The 17512-nt window shown below is 63.3% G+C and carries 15 protein-coding genes; 11 read left to right on the top strand and 4 right to left on the bottom strand.

Features of this window, described 5'->3' with window-relative positions; genetic code table 11:
• Positions 1–10: 10 nt before the first annotated feature.
• The 8 genes from P6U30_RS04500 to P6U30_RS04465 all read left to right on the top strand — a co-directional run bounded on the left by P6U30_RS04500 (position 11) and on the right by P6U30_RS04465 (position 10522).
• A complete protein-coding gene (locus tag P6U30_RS04500; protein WP_407150210.1) occupies positions 11–889 on the top strand; it encodes a branched-chain amino acid ABC transporter permease in 879 nt (292 codons plus the stop codon).
• A 2-nt stretch (positions 890–891) separates the two neighbouring features.
• The gene (locus P6U30_RS04495; protein WP_407168336.1) at positions 892–1935 is read left to right on the top strand and encodes a branched-chain amino acid ABC transporter permease; all 1044 of its coding nucleotides are present in this window, start codon (positions 892–894) and stop codon (positions 1933–1935) included.
• Positions 1936–1966: 31 nt separating this feature from the next.
• A complete protein-coding gene (locus P6U30_RS04490) occupies positions 1967–3196 on the top strand; it encodes an ABC transporter substrate-binding protein (RefSeq protein ID WP_407168335.1) in 1230 nt (409 codons plus the stop codon).
• Positions 3197–3313: 117 nt separating this feature from the next.
• A complete protein-coding gene (locus P6U30_RS04485; protein WP_407168334.1) occupies positions 3314–4540 on the top strand; it encodes an ABC transporter substrate-binding protein in 1227 nt (408 codons plus the stop codon).
• 414 nt (positions 4541–4954) lie between these two features.
• Positions 4955–6184, top strand: coding sequence for an ABC transporter substrate-binding protein (locus P6U30_RS04480; RefSeq protein WP_407168333.1), 1230 nt, complete (start codon positions 4955–4957; stop codon positions 6182–6184).
• Between the two features lie 157 nt (positions 6185–6341).
• On the top strand, positions 6342–7568 hold the full coding sequence (locus P6U30_RS04475; protein ID WP_407168332.1) for an ABC transporter substrate-binding protein: 1227 nt from the start codon (positions 6342–6344) through the stop codon (positions 7566–7568).
• Between the two features lie 211 nt (positions 7569–7779).
• Complete coding sequence (locus tag P6U30_RS04470; protein WP_407168331.1) at positions 7780–9012, top strand: ABC transporter substrate-binding protein; 1233 nt, start codon at positions 7780–7782, stop codon at positions 9010–9012.
• A 226-nt stretch (positions 9013–9238) separates the two neighbouring features.
• A complete protein-coding gene (locus P6U30_RS04465; RefSeq protein ID WP_407168330.1) occupies positions 9239–10522 on the top strand; it encodes a glycerate kinase in 1284 nt (427 codons plus the stop codon).
• A gap of 191 nt (positions 10523–10713) precedes the next feature.
• Here P6U30_RS04465 and P6U30_RS04460 read toward each other — a convergent pair whose 3' ends face one another.
• Complete coding sequence (locus tag P6U30_RS04460) at positions 10714–11232, bottom strand: MarR family winged helix-turn-helix transcriptional regulator (protein ID WP_407168329.1); 519 nt, start codon at positions 11230–11232, stop codon at positions 10714–10716.
• 179 nt (positions 11233–11411) lie between these two features.
• On the opposite strand from P6U30_RS04460, the gene P6U30_RS04455 reads away from it, so the two are divergent.
• From P6U30_RS04455 to P6U30_RS04445, 3 genes are read left to right on the top strand one after another with little or no spacing between them, the layout of a single operon-like run.
• Complete coding sequence (locus P6U30_RS04455; RefSeq protein ID WP_407168328.1) at positions 11412–12452, top strand: branched-chain amino acid ABC transporter permease; 1041 nt, start codon at positions 11412–11414, stop codon at positions 12450–12452.
• Between the two features lie 5 nt (positions 12453–12457).
• The gene (locus tag P6U30_RS04450) at positions 12458–14227 is read left to right on the top strand and encodes an ABC transporter permease subunit (RefSeq protein WP_407168327.1); all 1770 of its coding nucleotides are present in this window, start codon (positions 12458–12460) and stop codon (positions 14225–14227) included.
• On the top strand, positions 14224–14955 hold the full coding sequence (locus P6U30_RS04445) for an ABC transporter ATP-binding protein (RefSeq protein WP_407168326.1): 732 nt from the start codon (positions 14224–14226) through the stop codon (positions 14953–14955). The genes P6U30_RS04450 and P6U30_RS04445 overlap by 4 nt, the downstream gene beginning before the upstream one ends.
• A 72-nt stretch (positions 14956–15027) precedes the next feature.
• Here the strand turns inward: P6U30_RS04445 and P6U30_RS04440 are convergent, their stop codons facing one another.
• The 3 genes from P6U30_RS04440 to P6U30_RS04430 form a co-directional block, all read right to left on the bottom strand.
• Positions 15028–16179, bottom strand: a complete 1152-nt coding sequence (locus P6U30_RS04440; RefSeq protein WP_407168325.1) for an ABC transporter substrate-binding protein — start codon at positions 16177–16179, stop codon at positions 15028–15030.
• Positions 16180–16265: 86 nt separating this feature from the next.
• Positions 16266–16685: an acyl-CoA thioesterase gene (locus P6U30_RS04435; protein WP_407168324.1), complete on the bottom strand. Its 420-nt coding sequence runs from the start codon at positions 16683–16685 to the stop codon at positions 16266–16268.
• Between the two features lie 47 nt (positions 16686–16732).
• Positions 16733–17494 (bottom strand): SDR family NAD(P)-dependent oxidoreductase, encoded by a 762-nt coding sequence (locus P6U30_RS04430; RefSeq protein ID WP_407168323.1) that lies wholly within the window; start codon positions 17492–17494, stop codon positions 16733–16735.
• Positions 17495–17512 lie beyond the last annotated feature (18 nt).

The following is a 17512-nucleotide window of genomic DNA, read 5'->3' as shown; positions in this document are numbered from 1 at the left end:
AGCTGGCACAATGGAGCTTTTTGCCAACCAGGTCCTGGCCGGCATCGCCACCGGCGCGATCTATGCCTGCATGGCGCTCGCGGTAGTCATGATCTACCAGGCCATCGACCACCTGAATTTCGCCCAGGGCGAGATGGCGATGTTCTCGACTTTCGTATCCTGGCAGCTCATGCAGTGGGGCGTGCCCTATTGGGGCGCTTTCGTCATCACGGTCGCGTTCTCGTTCGCCGCCGGCATCGTGATCGAGCGGCTGTTGTTCAAACCGCTGGCGAAGGCGCCGGTGCTGACCAACGTCGCCGGCTTCATCGCGCTGTATGCGATCATCAACTCGGTCGCCGGCCTGATCTGGGACTTCACCATCAAGCAATACCCGACGCCGTTCGGTTCCTCGCCGTTCCTCGGCAGTCAACTGATCTCGACCCACCAGGCCGGCATGATCGGCGTCACGATCCTGCTGCTGCTCCTGCTGTTCTTCTTCTTCCGCTTCACCCGGATCGGCCTGGCGATGCGGGCCGCCGCCTCGCTGCCTGAATCGGCGCGGCTGGTCGGAATCAACACCTCCTGGATGATCGCGCTCGGCTGGGGCATGGCCGCTGCGATCGGCTCGATCGCCGGCATGCTGATCGCGCCCGTGGTGTTCCTTGAGCCCAACATGATGCTGGGCGTGCTGATCTATGGATTTGCTTCGGCGGTGCTCGGCGGGTTGAGCAGCCCGTTCGGCGCCGTGATCGGCGGCTTCCTGGTCGGAATCTTCGAGAACCTTGTCGGCACCTACATCCCCGGCGTCGGCAATGAGCTGAAACTTCCGATCGCGCTTGCGCTGATCATCGTCGTCCTGGTCGTCAAACCGGCAGGCCTGTTCGGCCGCGCCATCGTGAAGCGAGTTTGATCATGAGCGCTGCTGAAGAAGTCGTCACGGAAGCCCCAGCCGTCGAGGCCGTGCCCAAGCGCGCCATGACGCTCGGCTATGGCACCTCGCTTGTCGTGCTCGTCGCGCTCCTCGTCATTCCGCTGTTCGTCAAGAACTTCATCATCTTCCAGTTGACGATGCTCTTGATCTACGGGCTGGCGGTGCTCGCGCTGAACATCCTGACCGGAGGCAGCGGACAGTTCTCGCTCGGACAGAGCGCGTTCTACGCGGTCGGCGCCTACACATCGGCGATCCTGATGGAGCATGCGGGTATGAACTATGCCCTGACGCTGCCGATCGCCGGCATCATCTGCTTCGGGTTCGGCTTCCTATTCGGCCTGCCCGCGCTGCGGCTGTCCGGCGTGTATTTGGCGCTGGCGACCTTCGCGCTCGCGACCGCGATGCCGCAGCTCCTGAAGCTCGGTTATTTCGAGGACTGGACCGGCGGTGTGCAGGGCCTTGTCGTGACCAAGCCGGATGCGCCCGAATACCTGCAAAGTTTGCTGTCGAGCCTCCACCTGAAGATCTCGCAGGACGTGTGGCTCTACTACTTCACGTTGGCGATCACGATCGCGATCTACGTCGCCGCGGTGAACCTGTTGCGTTCGCGCTCGGGCCGCGCCTTCATGGCGATCCGCGACAACGAGATCGCGGCCTCTGCGATGGGCGTCGACGTCTCGCTTTACAAGACGCTGGCGTTCGGCGTGTCCGCCGGCATCACCGGCGTGGCCGGCGGCCTCGGAGCCATTGCCGTGCAGTTCGTCGCGCCCGACGGCTACACGATCCAGCTCGCGATCTCGCTGTTCCTCGGCATGGTGGTCGGCGGCGTCGGCTGGCTGCCCGGTTCGATCGTGGGAAGCGCCTTTATCATCTTCGTGCCGAACATCGCCGAGAGCGTCTCCAAGGGGCTCTCCGGCGCGGTGTTCGGCGTGCTGCTGTTCCTCGTCATCTTCCTCGTGCCGCACGGCGCCAGGCAAGTTGCGATCGTTGCCCAGCAACTGATCGGGAAGCTCAAGAAGAACTAAGAAACCCCAGGAAGATCAACCAGGAGATATTATGATTTTTGCACTACGGATCGCCGCGGCTTCCGCGGCGGTCATCGCTTTTGCCGCGTCGTCCCCTGCCGCGTTTGCCCAGAAGAAATACGACACCGGGGCAAGCGATACCGAGATCAAGATCGGCAACATCATGCCCTATAGCGGACCCGCATCCGCCTATGGCGTGATCGGCAAGACCGAAGAAGCCTATTTCAAGATGATCAACGACCAAGGCGGCATCAACGGCCGCAAGGTCACTTTCGTCACCTATGACGACGCCTATTCGCCGCCGAAGGCGGTCGAGCAGGTGCGCAAGCTGGTCGAGAGCGACGAGGTGCTCGTCGTGTTCAATCCGCTCGGCACGCCATCGAACACCGCGATACAGAAGTATCTCAATTCCAAGAAGATCCCGCAGCTCTTCGTCGCCACCGGCGCGACCAAGTGGAACGATCCGAAAAGCTTTCCGTGGACCATGGGCTGGCAGCCGAGCTACCAGAGCGAGGCGCACATCTACGCCAAATGGCTGATGAAGGAAAAGCCCGACGCCAAGGTCGCGATCCTCTATCAGAACGACGACTTCGGCAAAGACTACCTCAAGGGCACCAAGGACGGCTTCGGCGCCAAGGCGGCCTCCAGCATCATCATGGAGGAAAGCTATGAGGTGTCCGAGCCCTCGATCGACGGCCACATCGTCAAGATCAAGGCCGCCAATCCGGACGTGCTGCTGATCTACACCACGCCGAAGTTCGGAGCGCAGACCATCAAGAAGACCGCCGAGCTCGGCTGGAAGCCGCTGCAGATCATCACCAACGTCGCGATCTCGGTCGGCAGCGTCATGCAGCCGGCGGGCTTCGAGAATGCCCAGGGCGTGCTCTCGGCGGCCTATGCCAAGGACGGCTCCGATCCGCAATGGGCCAACGATCCCGGGATGAAGAAGTGGAACGCATTCCTCGACAAGTACATGCCGGGCGTCGACAAGACCGACAACGGCGTCGTCTACGGTTATGGCGCCGCGCAAACGCTGGCCAAGGTGCTGGAGATGTGCGGTGACGACCTCACCCGCGCCAATGTCATGAGGCAGGCGGCGAACCTGAAGGACTTCACGCCCGACACGCTGCTGCCTGGTGTCAAGATCAACACCTCCGCCACCGACTTCGCCCCGATCGCCCAGTTGCAGATGCAGCGCTTCAAGGGTCAGAAGTGGGAGCTGTTCGGCGAGATCATTTCCGGCGACGTTCCCTCGGAATAACGCTGCAGTGCAGAAACAAACGGCAAGCCTCCGCGACTGGTATCGCGGGGGCTTTTTGTTGACGGCCGGTGCCGATGGTATTGAATACATGAACCAAAAAAGCGAGGTGGGGAAACCATGACAGCAGTACGCCTGTCGCTGGCGGCGCTCTTGCCGGCGCTCGCGCTGATCGTGACGAGCTCTAATGTCGCAATGGCCCAGAAGACCTACGACACCGGGGCCAGCGACACCGAGATCAAGATCGGCAACATCATGCCCTATAGCGGTCCCGCCTCGGCCTATGGCGTGATCGGCAAGACCGAGGCCGCCTACTTCAAGATGATCAACGATTCCGGCGGCATCCGGGGCCGCAAGATCACCTTCATCTCCTACGACGACGGCTACTCGCCGGCGAAGACGGTGGAGCAGGCGCGCAAGCTGGTCGAGAGCGATGGAGTGCTGCTGGTGTTCAACTCGCTCGGCACCGCGACCAACTCCGCGATCCAGAAATACATGAACGAGAACAAGGTGCCGCAGCTCTTCGTCGCGTCGGGCGCTTCGAAATGGAACGCGCCCAAGCTATTCCCTTGGACCATGGGCTGGCAGCCAAGCTACCAGGACGAGGCGCACATCTACGCGAAGTACGTGATCAAGCATAAGCCGGACGCCAAGGTCGCCGTGCTCTACCAGAACGATGATTTCGGCAAGGACTATCTCAAGGGCCTCAAGGATGGTTTCGGCGACAAGGCCGCGATGATCGTCGCCGAGGAGAGCTACGAGACCTCGGAGCCCGCGATCGACAATCACATCGTCAAGCTGAAGGCGTCCGGCGCCGACACCTTCATCAACATCGCGACGCCGAAATTCGCGGCGCAGGCGATCAAGAAGGTCGCCGAGATCGCGTGGACGCCGCTGCAATTCGTCGCCAACGTCTCGGCTTCCGTCGGCGGCGTGATGCAGCCGTCGGGATTCGAGAACACGCAAGGCATCATCTCGGCCGCCTACCTCAAGGACGGATCCGATCCGCAATGGAACAGTGACGTGGGCATGCAGAAGTTCTTCGCCTTCCTCAAGGAGGACTATCCCGAAGCCAACAAGCTCGATGGTGCGACCGCCTTCGGTTACGCTGCGGCGCAGACCATGGTGAAGGTGCTGGACATGTGCGGTGACGACCTCACCCGCGCCAACATCATGAAGCAGGCCGCGAGCCTAAAGCGCTTCGCCCCCGACACGCTGCTGCCGGGCATCACCGTCAACACGTCGGCGACGGATTTTGCGCCGATCAAGCAGCTCCAGTTGATGCGCTTCAAGGGCGAGAAGTGGGAACTGTTCGGCGACATCATGTCGGGTGACATGAGCAACTAAAGCGGGATGAGTTTGGGTTAAATCGACTCGCGGCGGCTTCTGTCTACCTCTCCCCGTCGGGGAGAGGTCGGATTGCATCGTCAGATGCAATCCGGGTGAGGGCCTTGCGCTCTCGATAGACCGTAACCCCTCACCCGATTTGCTGCGCAAATCGACCTCTCCCAATCGGGGAGAGGTGACTTCCGCCGCTGTTTCAGATCAAGCCAATCCCATCGTGCTTTAGAGCGCTTTCGAGTGAAGTGGCCAGGCGTTCCCAAGCCTGCACCTTCGACTAAATGACGCCCCCCGCGATCCGGTCGCGGGGGGCTTTTTGTTGCTGGTGCCAGGCGAAAGGTATTCAATGCCGCAAGGAGCCGCGAAGTGCTCCCAATCCAACAAACATGACACATTCACCGTGATCCAAGGGAGATCAAAATGCCTGCTATCCATTTGCGATTGGGGGCTGTTTCGGCTGCCCTCGCGCTGCTCGCAGCAACCACGACCCCCTCCATCGCACAGAAGAAATACGACACCGGCGCCTCCGACACCGAGATCAAGATCGGCAATATCATGCCTTACAGCGGTCCGGCGTCCGCCTACGGGGTGATCGGCAAGACCGAGGAAGCTTTCTTCCGCATGATCAATGCCGAAGGTGGCATCAACGGCCGCAAGATCAACTTCATCAGCTATGACGACGCCTACACGCCGCCGAAGACGGTGGAGCAGGCGCGCAAGCTGGTCGAGAGCGACGAGGTGCTGCTGATCTTCAATTCGCTCGGCACGCCGCCGAACTCGGCGATCCAAAAATACATGAACCAGAAGAAAGTGCCGCAGCTCTTCGTCGCCACCGGCGCGACCAAGTGGAACGATCCGAAGGACTTCCCCTGGACCATGGGCTGGCAGCCCAATTATCAGAGTGAGACCCAGATCTATGCAAAGGACATCCTGAAGAACCATCCGAATGCCAAGATCGCCGTGCTCTACCAGAACGACGATTACGGCAAGGACTATCTGAAGGGCTTGAAGGACGGGCTCGGCCAGAAAGCTGCGTCGATGATCGTCGCGGAGGACGCCTACGAGGTGACGGAGCCGACCATCGACTCCCACATCGTCAGGCTCAAGGCCTCCGGCGCCGACGTCTTCGTGAACATCACGACGCCGAAGTTCGCCGCACAGGCGATCAAGAAGAACGCAGAACTCGGCTGGAAGCCGCTGCACTTCCTCAACAACGTCTCGGCCTCGATCGGCAGCGTGATCAAGCCGGCTGGGTTCGAGAATTCACAGGGCATCATCTCATCGCAATACCTGAAGGACCCGACCGATCCGCAGTGGAAGAACGATCCCGGAATGATCGCCTGGAACAAGTTCCTGGATAAGTACTATCCGGATGCCAACCGGTCCGACGCCTCGGTGATGTATGCCTATACGGTTGCGCAGGGGCTGGTGCATGTGCTGAAGGCCTGCGGCGACAACCTGACCCGCGCGAACGTCATGAAGCAGGCGGCGAGCATCCACGACCTCGAGCTCGGCGGACTGCTGCCGGGCGTCAAGGTCAACACATCGCCGACCGACTTCGCGCCGCTGTCGCAGCTCCAGTTGGTGCGTTTCAAGGGCGAGACCTGGGAGCGCTTTGGTGACATCCTGAGCAGCGACGTCGGTGGTTAAGCCTTGAGGGCAGACTAAAGACGCAGCCCCTGCGGCAATGTCGCAGGGGCTTTTCGTTGAGGCGGCCGGGGTAAGATGATAATCACGGCGAACAACAAAAGAGCCTTCGAAACAGGAGGCCGCGACACATCAGTCTGATCACAGGGAGAGAGACTTAATGTCCGCTACCAGAGGTTTTGCGGTCCTTGCGGCCGCGTTTGCGCTTGTCGCCACATCAGGTGGTGCGGCGCTTGCCCAGAAGAAATACGACACCGGGGCCAGCGACACCGAGATCAAGATCGGCAACATCATGCCCTACAGCGGCCCCGCGTCCGCCTACGGCATCATCGGCCGCACCGAGGCCGCCTACTTTAAGAAGATCAACGACGCCGGCGGCATCAACGGCCGCAAGATCAACTTCATCTCCTACGACGACGCCTATTCGCCGCCAAAAGCCGTGGAGCAGGCCCGCAAGCTGGTCGAGAGCGACGAGGTGCTGCTGATCTTCAACTCGCTCGGCACGCCGTCGAACTCGGCGATCCAGAAATACATGAACTCCAAGAAGGTGCCGCAACTGTTCGTCGCGACCGGCGCGACCAAGTGGAACGATCCGAAGGACTTCCCCTGGACCATGGGCTGGCAGCCCAACTACCAGAGCGAGACCCAGATCTACGCAAAATACATCCTGAAGAATCTGCCGAACGCCAAGATCGCCGTGCTCTATCAGAATGACGACTACGGCAAGGATTATTTGAAGGGTCTGAAGGACGGGCTCGGCCAGAAGGCCGCGAGCATGATCATTGCCGAGGAGAGCTTCGAGACCTCCGAGCCGACCATCGACAGCCACATCGTCAAGCTGAAGGCCAGCAACGCAGACGTCTTCATCGACATCGCGACGCCGAAATTCGCGGCACAGGCGATCAAGAAGGTCGCCGAGGTCGGCTGGAAGCCGACCCACTTCCTCAACAACGTGTCAGCCTCGGTCGGCAGCGTGCTCAAGCCGGCCGGCTTCGAGAACGCCCAGAACATCATCTCGGCGGCATATGTGAAAGATGCGTCCGATAAGCAGTGGGACAATGACCCCGGCATGAAGGAGTTCTACGCCTTCATGGCCAAGGATTTCCCTGAAGGCGACAAGCTCGACGGTGGCACCGTGGTCGGCTACGGCGTGGCGCAGACGCTGGTGCAAGTGCTCAAGCAGTGCGGCGACAACCTCACCCGCGAGAACGTCATGAAGCAGGCCGCGAGCCTCAAGGACTTCCGCACCGAGGTGCTGCTGCCCGGCGTCAAGATCAACACCGGCCCGACCGATTTCGCCCCGATCAGCCAGCTTCAGCTCATGAAGTTCAAGGGCGAGAAATGGGAACTGTTCGGCGACGTCATCAGCGCCGACGTCGGCGGCTGACCTCCTGCCCGAGTCGAATGATGCAGCCTCCCGCGATACCGTCGCGGGGGGCTTTTCGTTAGCTATAAGCCCCGTCCGCCCACCCGGAAAAAGCCGGCCAGGGACGTTGCCCGCTTACACTTGGCCTGGCAATGCGCTAGGTAACCGGCGGCAGACCAACAAGAAACCAGCCGCTTCAGCAAGGCGGCAGCAAATAAGGAGCTTTCAGGACATGCCGATGCCGATCCGACACCTTGTCGCAACCGCCCTACTCGGCCTTGCCGTCGCCGCCGCGACCGGGAGCGCCGCGCTGGCGCAGAAGAAATACGACACGGGTGCGAGCGACACCGAGATCAAGATCGGCAACATCGTGCCCTATAGCGGCCCGGCTTCGGCCTATGGCGTGGTCGGCAAGGCGATGGCTGCTGTGTTCAAGAAGGTGAACGACGACGGCGGCATCAACGGACGCAAGATCAACTTCATCTCCTATGACGACGCCTATTCGCCGCCGAAGGCAGTCGAGCAGGCCCGCAAGCTCGTCGAGAGCGACGAGGTGCTGCTGCTGTTCGGCACGCTCGGCACCGCCTCCAACACCGCGATCCAGAAATATCTCAATGCCAAGAAGGTGCCGCAGCTATTCGTCGCGACCGGCGCGACCAAGTGGAACGCCCCGAAAACCTTCCCGTGGACCATGGGCTGGCTGCCCAGCTACCAGAGCGAGTCGCTGATCTACGCGAAATACCTGCTCAAGGAAAAGCCGGCCGCCAAGGTCGCGGTGCTCTACCAGAACGACGACATGGGCAAGGACTATCTCAGGGGCCTGAAGGACGGTTTCGCCAGCGACGCTTCGCGCATCGTCGCCGAAGAGAGCTACGAGGTTGCCGAACCCACCATCGACTCCCACGTGGTGCGGCTCAAATCCTACAATCCTGACGTCGTCATCTTCTTCACCACGCCGAAGTTCGGCGCGCAAGCGATCAAGAAGCTCGGCGAGATGAACTGGAAGCCGGTCACCATCGTCTCCAACGTCTCGGCCTCGACCGCGACGGTGATGCGGCCGGCCGGGCTCGATAACGCCCAGGGCGTGATCTCGGCGGCCTACGCCAAGGATGCCAGCGATCCGCAGTGGAAGGACGATGCCGGCATGAAGGCCTTCGACGAACTGCTCGCCAAATACATGCCCGACACCAACCGTGTCGATTCCTCGGCGATGACCGGCTACAACATGGCGACCACCATGGTTGAGGTGCTGCGCCGCTGCGGCGACGACCTCACCCGCGCCAACGTGATGGCGCAGGCAGCGAGCCTGAAGCAGTTCGCGCAAGGAGGCCTGCTGCCGGGCGTGACGCTGACCACCGGACCCAGCGACTTCCAGCCGATCGAGCAACTCCAGCTCATGCAGTTCAAGGGCGAACGCTGGCAGTTGTTCGGTGACGTCATCAGCGGCGAGATCGCCGGCAATTGAGACGAGATGGCTCTTGTTTCGATCCAAGCGTCGCAATCCCCCCCACCTCTCCCGCTTGCGGTGGAGGTCGGATCGCATCAAGGATGCGATCCGGGTGGGGGCTTTCTACGCAATACGGCTCGTGGCAACACCCCCGCCCTAACCCTCCCCCGCAAGCGGGAGAGGGAATGCAGCGTGCAATTCGGCCCGACCTCACTCACGCCTCGGCTCTCGCGAAAGCATAACCATGACCGACCGACGTCCCTTCCTGCGTTCGATCTTTGATGCGGCGGTCGCCGCTGCGCATCCCGACGTCGTGCTGGCGCCGCGGCTGCGGCCGGCACCGAAGGGACGTGTGATCGTCCTCGCCGCCGGCAAGGGCGCCGGCGCGATGGCCGCGGCGGCCGAGCGCCACTACCTCGATGCGCTCGGCCTCGACCCGGCGCGGCTGGTCGGCATCGCGACCACCCGCCATGGTCATGGCGTGCCGACGCGGCGCATCAAGGTGGTCGAGGCCGGCCATCCGGTGCCCGATGAAGCCGGCCTGAGGGCGGCCGACGATACGCTGCGGCTCGCCGCCGAGGCGACGCCTGACGATCTGCTGCTGGTGCTCCTGACCGGCGGTGGTTCGGCGAACTGGATCGCGCCGGTCGAGGGTGTGAGCTTTGCGCAGAAACAGCAGGTCAACCGGGCGCTGTTGCGCTCGGGTGCCCCGATCGGCGAGATGAACACCGTCCGCAAGCATTTGTCGCGCATCAAAGGCGGGCGGCTGGCTCGCGCCGGCCAGCACGCCGCCGAGATCGTCACGCTCGCGATCTCCGACGTTCCGCATGACGATCCCTCCGCGATCGCGTCGGGACCAACGGTTCCTGATCCGACCACGCTGGCGGACGCCCGCGCTCTGGTCGCCAAATACAATCTCTCGGTCGACGATGCCGTGCGCCGCGCGCTCGACGATGCCGGCAATGAAAGCTGCAAGCCGGAGGACCCCGCTTTCGCCCACGCAACCTTCGAGCTGCTGGCGAAGCCGAAAGCCTCGATCGATGCCGCGGTGAAGGTCGCGCAGGACGCCGGCTACGCGACGATTGCGCTCGGCGCCGATCTCGAGGGCGAGGCCCGCGAGGTTGCCGCCGAACATGCGCGCCTCGCGCTTAAGGCCCGCAGCGAAGGCAGCCGCGTTGCGATCCTGTCCGGCGGCGAACTCACGGTGACCGTGCGCGGCAACGGCCATGGTGGTCCCAACCAGGAATACGCGCTGGCGCTTGCCGACCTGCTGAAGGACACACCCAACGTATCGGCGCTGGCTGCCGATACCGATGGCGCCGATGGCGGCGCCGGCAGCGCCACCGATCCGGCCGGCGCCATGATCGACCAGGCGACATTCGCGAAGATGAAGACGATGGGCCTCGATCCCAGAGCGTATCTCGACAACAACGATGCCACCGGCTTCTTTGCCCAGACCGGCGATCTGCTGCTGACCGGCCCGACGCTGACCAACGTCAACGATGTGCGTGTGATTTTGGTCGACTGATCGGCGGCTCTCTCACCGTCATTGCGAGGAGCTCGCGACAAAATTGCAAAGCAATTTTGCGCTGAAGCGACGAAGCAATCCATACATCCACACATGCGGGTCCCGTGGATTGCTTCGCGGAGCCTGTCATCGGGCGCGCATTCGCGCGACCCGTTGGCTCGCAATGACGGCTGAGGGACCGTCGCGCCCGTTCAAAACTCCTGCGCGAGCTTGGCCAGCATTTCCAGCAGCGCGGCGTGGTTGGCCGGGCCGAGCACCTCGATCAGCCGCGCCTCGTGCTTGTTGGCGACCAGCTTCTTGGCGCGCGCCAGCACCGCGCGGCCCTTGTCGGTCAGCACCAGGATGTGCGAGCGGCGGTCGTTGGTGGAGCGCATCCGGGCGCAGAGGTCGCGGCTCTCCAGCGCATCGAGCATCGCGACAAAGTTCGGCCTGAGAATGCCGAGTGTATTGGCGATCTCGGTCTGGTTGCGGCCGGGATTCTTGTCGAGCAGGAGCAGCACGGAGAACTGCGCGGGCGTCAGTTGCAGCGGCGCGACGCAGCGCAGGAAGTCCTCGAACACCTTGAGCTGCGCGCGTTTCAGCGAATAGCCGAGCAGCCCGGACAGTTCGCCCAGTTGCAGCATGCTGTCGTCCCCGACAGGGTCGACCGGTTCCCTGCGCAGGGAGCGCGGCAGTCTGACGGCATCGGAGGCGGTCTTGGAAACAGTCATCGCTCCAGGCTCGCAATCCCGCTACAAGGATCCCGCGCGACGTTCGGGGATCTTGAGATTATATTCGATAATTGTTATCCACTATATCAAATATCGGCCGCCATCAACAGCCGATATCGGCCGACCTGACCGGCATCAACGGTTGCGGCGGCCCGACGCTTAAGGGGGAGCGCTCGGCCTTGAACACAACGATCATGCTGTTCCTGCTGCAGGACGGCATCACCAACGGCGCGATCTACGCACTGCTCGGGCTCGCCCTGGTGCTGGTGTTTGCGGTCACGCGGGTGATCCTGATCCCGCAGGGCGAATTCGTCACCTATGGCGCGCTGAGTTACGCGATGCTGGCAACCGGGCAGGTGCCGGGCACGGTGCAGCTCGCCGTCGTGATGGGCCTCGTTGCCTTCGCGCTCGACCTGTTCTTCGCGCGCAAGTCGCTGCATGCGCGGCTCGTCATGCGCTCCGCCGCGCTCAACGTCGCCTTTCCCGTCGCGCTGCTTGGCCTTACCTATGCGCTGGTCGGACCCAACACGCCGGTCGCGATCAACATCGCCCTGGCGCTGCTGATCGTGGCGGCGATCGGACTGTTCCTCTATCGCATCGCGTTTCAGCCGATCGCCCACACCTCGGTGCTGGTACTCTTGATCGCCTCGGTCGGCTGCCACCTCGCGCTGCAGGGTCTTGGCCTGGTGTTCTTCGGCGCCGAGGGCCTGCGCGGGCCGGCGCTGTCGAATGCCGCGGTGACCGCGGGGCCGCTGCGCTTCACCGGCCAGAGCCTCGCGGTGTATGGCCTGACGGTGGCCGCCATCGTCGCGCTGTGGCTGTTCTTCGGCTTCACCAAGACCGGCAAGGCGCTGCGCGCCACTGCCGTCAACCGCCTCGGCGCCCGCCTCGTCGGTATCCGCACCACGCTATCCGGCCAGATCGCATTCCTGCTCGCCTCCGTGATCGGCGCGATCTCCGGCATCCTGATCGTGCCGATCACCACGCTCTATTACGACACCGGCTTTCTGATCGGCCTGAAGGGCTTCATCGCCGCCATCATCGGCGGCCTCGTCAGCTATCCCTTGACCGCGGTGGCTGCGATCCTGGTCGGCATCGTCGAGGCCTTCTCGTCGTTCTACGCCAGCAATTTCAAGGAAGTCATCGTGTTCTTCTTGATCCTTCCCGTACTGGTGCTGCGCTCGCTCGCAGCGCCAGAGGTCGAAGAAGAGAAGGATTAAGCGCGATGACGCAGCGGCTTCCCCTCATCATCTTCGCGCTCGTGATGGCGGCGATCCCGCTCATCCCGGGCATCCCGCCGTTCTGGATCGTGCTGCTCGATAATATCGGCCTCGCCGCGCTGGTCGCGATGGGGCTGGTGCTGCTCACCGGCGTCGGCGGCCTCACCTCGTTCGGCCAGGCCGCGTTCTGCGGCTTCGGCGCCTATACCACCGCGGTGCTCACCACCGCCTACGGCATGTCGCCATGGCTGACACTGCCGGCCTCGCTGCTGGTCAGCGGCATTGCGGCCGTGCTGCTCGGGATCGTCACGGTGCGACTCTCCGGCCACTACCTGCCGCTCGGCACCATCGCCTGGGGAATCGGCCTGTTCTACCTGTTCAGCAAGCTGGAATTCCTCGGCCGCAACGACGGCATCTCCGGCATTCCGCCGCTCTCGATCGGCTCGTTCAAGATGCTGAGCCCGGATGCGATCTATTACGCGATCTGGGTTGCGGTGCTGCTGTCCGCGCTCCTGACCATGAACCTGCTGGATTCCCGCACCGGACGCGCCATCCGCGCGCTACGGCGCGGACATATCGCCGCCGAAGCATTCGGCGTGCAGACACCGCGCGCCAAGCTCCTGGTGTTCATCTATGCCGCGGTGCTGGCCGGCCTGTCCGGCTGGCTCTACGCGCATTTCCAGCGCGCCGCCAACCCGACGCCGTTCGGCGCGCAGGCCGGCATCGAATATCTGTTCATCGCGGTCGTCGGCGGCGCCGGCTATGTCTGGGGCGCCGTGCTTGGCGCCGGCATCGTCGTGGTGCTCAAGGAAGTGCTGCAGAGCTACCTGCCCTACATCTTCGGCGGCCAGAGCCAGCTCGAGACCATCGTGTTCGGTATCATGTTGGTGTTGCTGCTCCAACTCGCGCCCTCAGGCGTCTGGCCGTGGCTGATATCATTGCTGCCGTTCAAGCCGGCTCGCAAGGCGCCCGACACCTCGCTGAAGCTGGAGCACCGCGAACGGGCGCCCGGGTCGTCGTCAGTGCTGTTGCGTATCGAGAAGGCCCGCAAGCAGTTTGGCGGCGTCATCGCCGTCAACGACGTCTCCTTTGACGTGAATGCCCGCGAGATCGTCGCCTTGATCGGCCCCAACGGCGCCGGCAAGAGCACGACCTTCAACCTGATCACCGGCGTCTTGACCGCGACCAGCGGCGCGATCTCGGTGCTCGGCCGCAAGGTCGAGAACGCGCCGCCGCAGGAGATCGTCAAGCTCGGCGTGTCCAGAACCTTCCAGCACGTCAAGCTGGTGCCCGACATGACCGTGCTCGAGAACGTCGCGATCGGCGCGCATCTGCGCGGCAATTCCGGCGCGATTTCCAGCATGCTGCGGCTCGACCGCACCGATGAGGCGAAGCTGCTGGCCGAGGCCGCCCGCCAGATCGAACGGGTCGGCCTGTCCGACCAGATCGACCAGCTTGCGGGCTCACTCTCGCTTGGACAACAGCGCATCGTCGAGATCGCGCGCGCTCTGTGCGTCGATCCGATGCTGCTGCTGCTCGACGAGCCGGCTGCGGGCCTGCGTCACATGGAGAAGCAGCGGCTCGCCACCCTGCTGCGGCAATTGCGCGACGGCGGCATGTCGGTGCTGCTGGTGGAGCACGACATGGGCTTTGTGATGGATCTCGCCGACCGTATCGTGGTGCTCGATTTCGGCACCAAGATCGCCGAAGGCACGCCGGCCGCGATCAAGACCAATCCCGCCGTGATCAAGGCCTATCTCGGAGCCGCCGCATGAGCGCGCTGCTATCGGTTGCCGACGTCCACATCTCCTACGGCAAGGTCGAGGCCGTGCGCGGCGTGTCGCTCGATGTTGGCGAGAACGAGATCGTCACCATCATCGGTGCCAACGGCGCCGGCAAGACCACGCTGCTCAACGCCGTGATGGGAATCCTGCCGCTAAAAGGACGCACGACATTCGCCGGCACCGACCTGGCCCCGCTCGACATCGAGGACCGCGTCGCCACCGGCCTGAGCCTCGTGCCGGAGCATCGCGAATTGTTCGGCACCATGAATGTCGAGGACAATCTCGAGCTCGGTGCCTTCCGCATCCCGAAGGCGACCGCGGCAACCTCGCTCGAGCGGGTCTACACGCTGTTTCCGCGCCTGAAGGAGCGACGCAGGCAGCTCGCCGGCACGCTGTCCGGCGGCGAGCAGCAGATGCTGGCGATGGGCCGCGCGCTGATGGGCACGCCGAAGCTCTTGATGCTGGACGAGCCGAGCCTCGGGCTGGCCCCGATTATCGTCGCCGATATCTTCCGCATCGTCGGCGAGCTTCGCGCCGCCGGCGTCTCGGTGCTGCTGGTCGAGCAGAACGCGCAGGCGGCGCTGCAGATCGCCGACCGTGCCTATGTGATGGAGCTCGGCGAGTTCGTGCTCAGCGGCTCGGCCGAGGAGATCGCGGCCAACAAGGGCGTCGCGGCGAGCTATCTCGGCTTCCAGCACGAAGGCGAGACCGCAATTTAGGCGCAAATCATCGCAGCAAAAAAGCCGGCCTCGACGCGGCCGGCTTCTTCGTTTCACAAGTCGGCAACCAGCTCACATCGCCGGGACGTATTTCCCGTCCTTCACCGTCAGCAGGATGCGCGAGCGGTCGTCGAGGCCGTAGCGATCCTTTTCGGTCCAGTTATAGACGCCTTGCGTGGCGACGATTTCCTTTTCCGAGATGAACGCCTTGCGAATCGCATCGCGGAATTCCGGCGTGCCGGGCTTGGCCGTCTTCAGCGCCACCGGAACGACGCGCTTCAGCACCTCGAAGGCGTCGTAGGAATGGCCGGCGAACTGGCTGCGGCTGTTCGGGCCGTATTTCGCCTCATAGGCGGTGTTGAGCGCGAGGCCCGGCTTCTTGGTCAGCGCGCTGTCGGGCTGCGTCTCCGGCGACATCACCGGACCTGCCGACATGATCACGCCCTCGGCAGCCGCACCCGCGATACGGATGAAGTCCATGCTGGCGGCGCCGTGGGTCTGGTAGATCAAGCCCTTGTAGCCGCGCTCGCGCAGCGCGGTCTGCGGCAGCGCCGCGGCGGTGCCGGAGGCGCCGATCAGGATCGCATCGGGATTGGCGGCGACGAGCTTCAGCACCTGGCCCGCGACCGACGTGTCGGGACGCGCGAAGCGCTCCTCGTCGGTCATCGTCAGGCCCATCGGCACCGCCTGGTTTTTGAAGTCGTTGACCCAGAGGTCGCCGTAGGAATCGGAATAGCCGATATAGCCGACGGTCTTGATGTTGTGCGCCTTCATGTGCTCGTAGAGCACCTTGCCCATGATCGGAATCGACTGCGGCAGATCGACCGACCACTTGGCGCGCGCCTCGTTGATCGGGAACGGCGCCAGGCCAAGATGCGGAATGCCGGCTTCGTTGGCGACCGTCGACACCGCGATCGACGGCGGCGTGGTGCAGGAGCCCATGATGATGTCGGCCTTGGACTCGGTGACGAAGCGCCGCGCATTGGTGGTTGCAGCAGTCGGGTCGCCGCCGTCATCGAGCACGATCAGCTTCAGCGGCACCCCGCCGATCTCCTTCGGCACGAAATCGAGCGCGTTGCGCTCGGGGATGCCAAGCGCTGCGGCGGGGCCCGTGGTCGAGATCGAGATACCGATGGTGATTTCGTTGGTCTGCGCCAGCACCGGCGAACCCGGCAGCGCAACGGCCGCCGCGAGCGCCGCGGCGGCGAAAGTGGCCTTCCTCATCTATTCCTCCCTGCGGATAGTCTTTGGGTTTAAACCAATTTTGCGGGCAAATTCAGCCCCTTCTTTAGGTCATGGAGGGCTGCGGATCAGCCCTTCATGAAGCGGTCAACGATCTCCTGCGGAAACGGCGCCGATTTCAGTTTGCCGGGATCATCCGGGTGACGGCCGACCAGCACCCGGGTCTCGAATGCCTCGATCGCAAGCGCCTCGCCCTTGAACACGCGGTGCACCACCTCGAAGCTCGAGCGCTTGATGCTCTCGATCCGGCTCTCGATGGTGATCCAGTCGCCATGGGTCGACGGGATGTGGAATTTAGCCCGCGTGTCGACCATGGGAATGCCGACCAGCCCGTATTTGTGGATGATGTCCTGCTTCGAGAAACCGGCGGCTTCGAACATCATCGAGGTCGAATCGTCGAACATCGCGAAGTAGCGCGGGTAATAGACAATATTCGCGGGGTCGCAGTCGCCCCATTGGATCTGCACGTCGCGTCGATGAACGAACATGGTTCTGTCCTCGATCACACTACGATCTTGTCGGTCCCGATCATGCTTTAGCGTGGCGCCATCCGGAGCGCGGCATCGAGCCGCACCACTTCGCCGTTCAGATAGGGATTGTCGATCATGTGCAGCGCCAGCGAGGCGAACTCGTCGGCTTGTCCCAGCCGGCGCGGGAACGGGATCGCGGCGGACAGCGAATCCTGCGCTTCCTGCGGCAGGCCGGCGAGCAGCGGCGTGAGGAACAGGCCCGGTGCGATCGTCAGCACGCGAATGCCGAACTGCGCGAGCTCGCGCGCGATCGGCAGCGTCATCGCGACGATACCGCCCTTCGAGGCCGAATACGCCGCCTGCCCGATCTGACCGTCATAGGCGGCAACCGAAGCGGTGCAGATCACGACGCCCCGCTCGCCGGTCGCAAGCGGCTCCAGCTTGGACATGTCAGCAGTCGCAAGCCGCAGCATGTTGAAGGAGCCGATCAGGTTGATCTTGATCACCTTGTCGAAATCGCCAAGCGCCATCGGCCCCTCGCGCCCGATCACGCGCTTTGCCACCCCGATGCCGGCGCAGTTCACCAGTACGCGCGCCGGGCCATGCGCCTTGGCAGCCTGCGCGACCGCGGCTTCGGCGGCGGCCGCATCGGCGACATCGCAGACCAATGGAATGCCGCCGATCTCGGCCGCCACGCTCTCGGCGAGCTTGGCATTGAGGTCGCAGACCGCGACCTTGGCGCCTTGCACGGCCAGCCGCCGCGCGGTCGCGGCTCCCAATCCCGATGCGCCGCCGGTGACAATGGCGGCCTGGTCCTTCAACTGCATGGCGGTTCTCCTCTTGGA

Origin of the sequence: Bradyrhizobium sp. ORS 111, assembly GCF_045571485.1 — a bacterium.
Taxonomy (GTDB): Bacteria; Pseudomonadota; Alphaproteobacteria; order Rhizobiales; family Xanthobacteraceae; genus Bradyrhizobium.
Note: the sequence above shows the minus strand (reverse complement) of the source record. Positions and strands in the feature narration are given on the sequence as shown.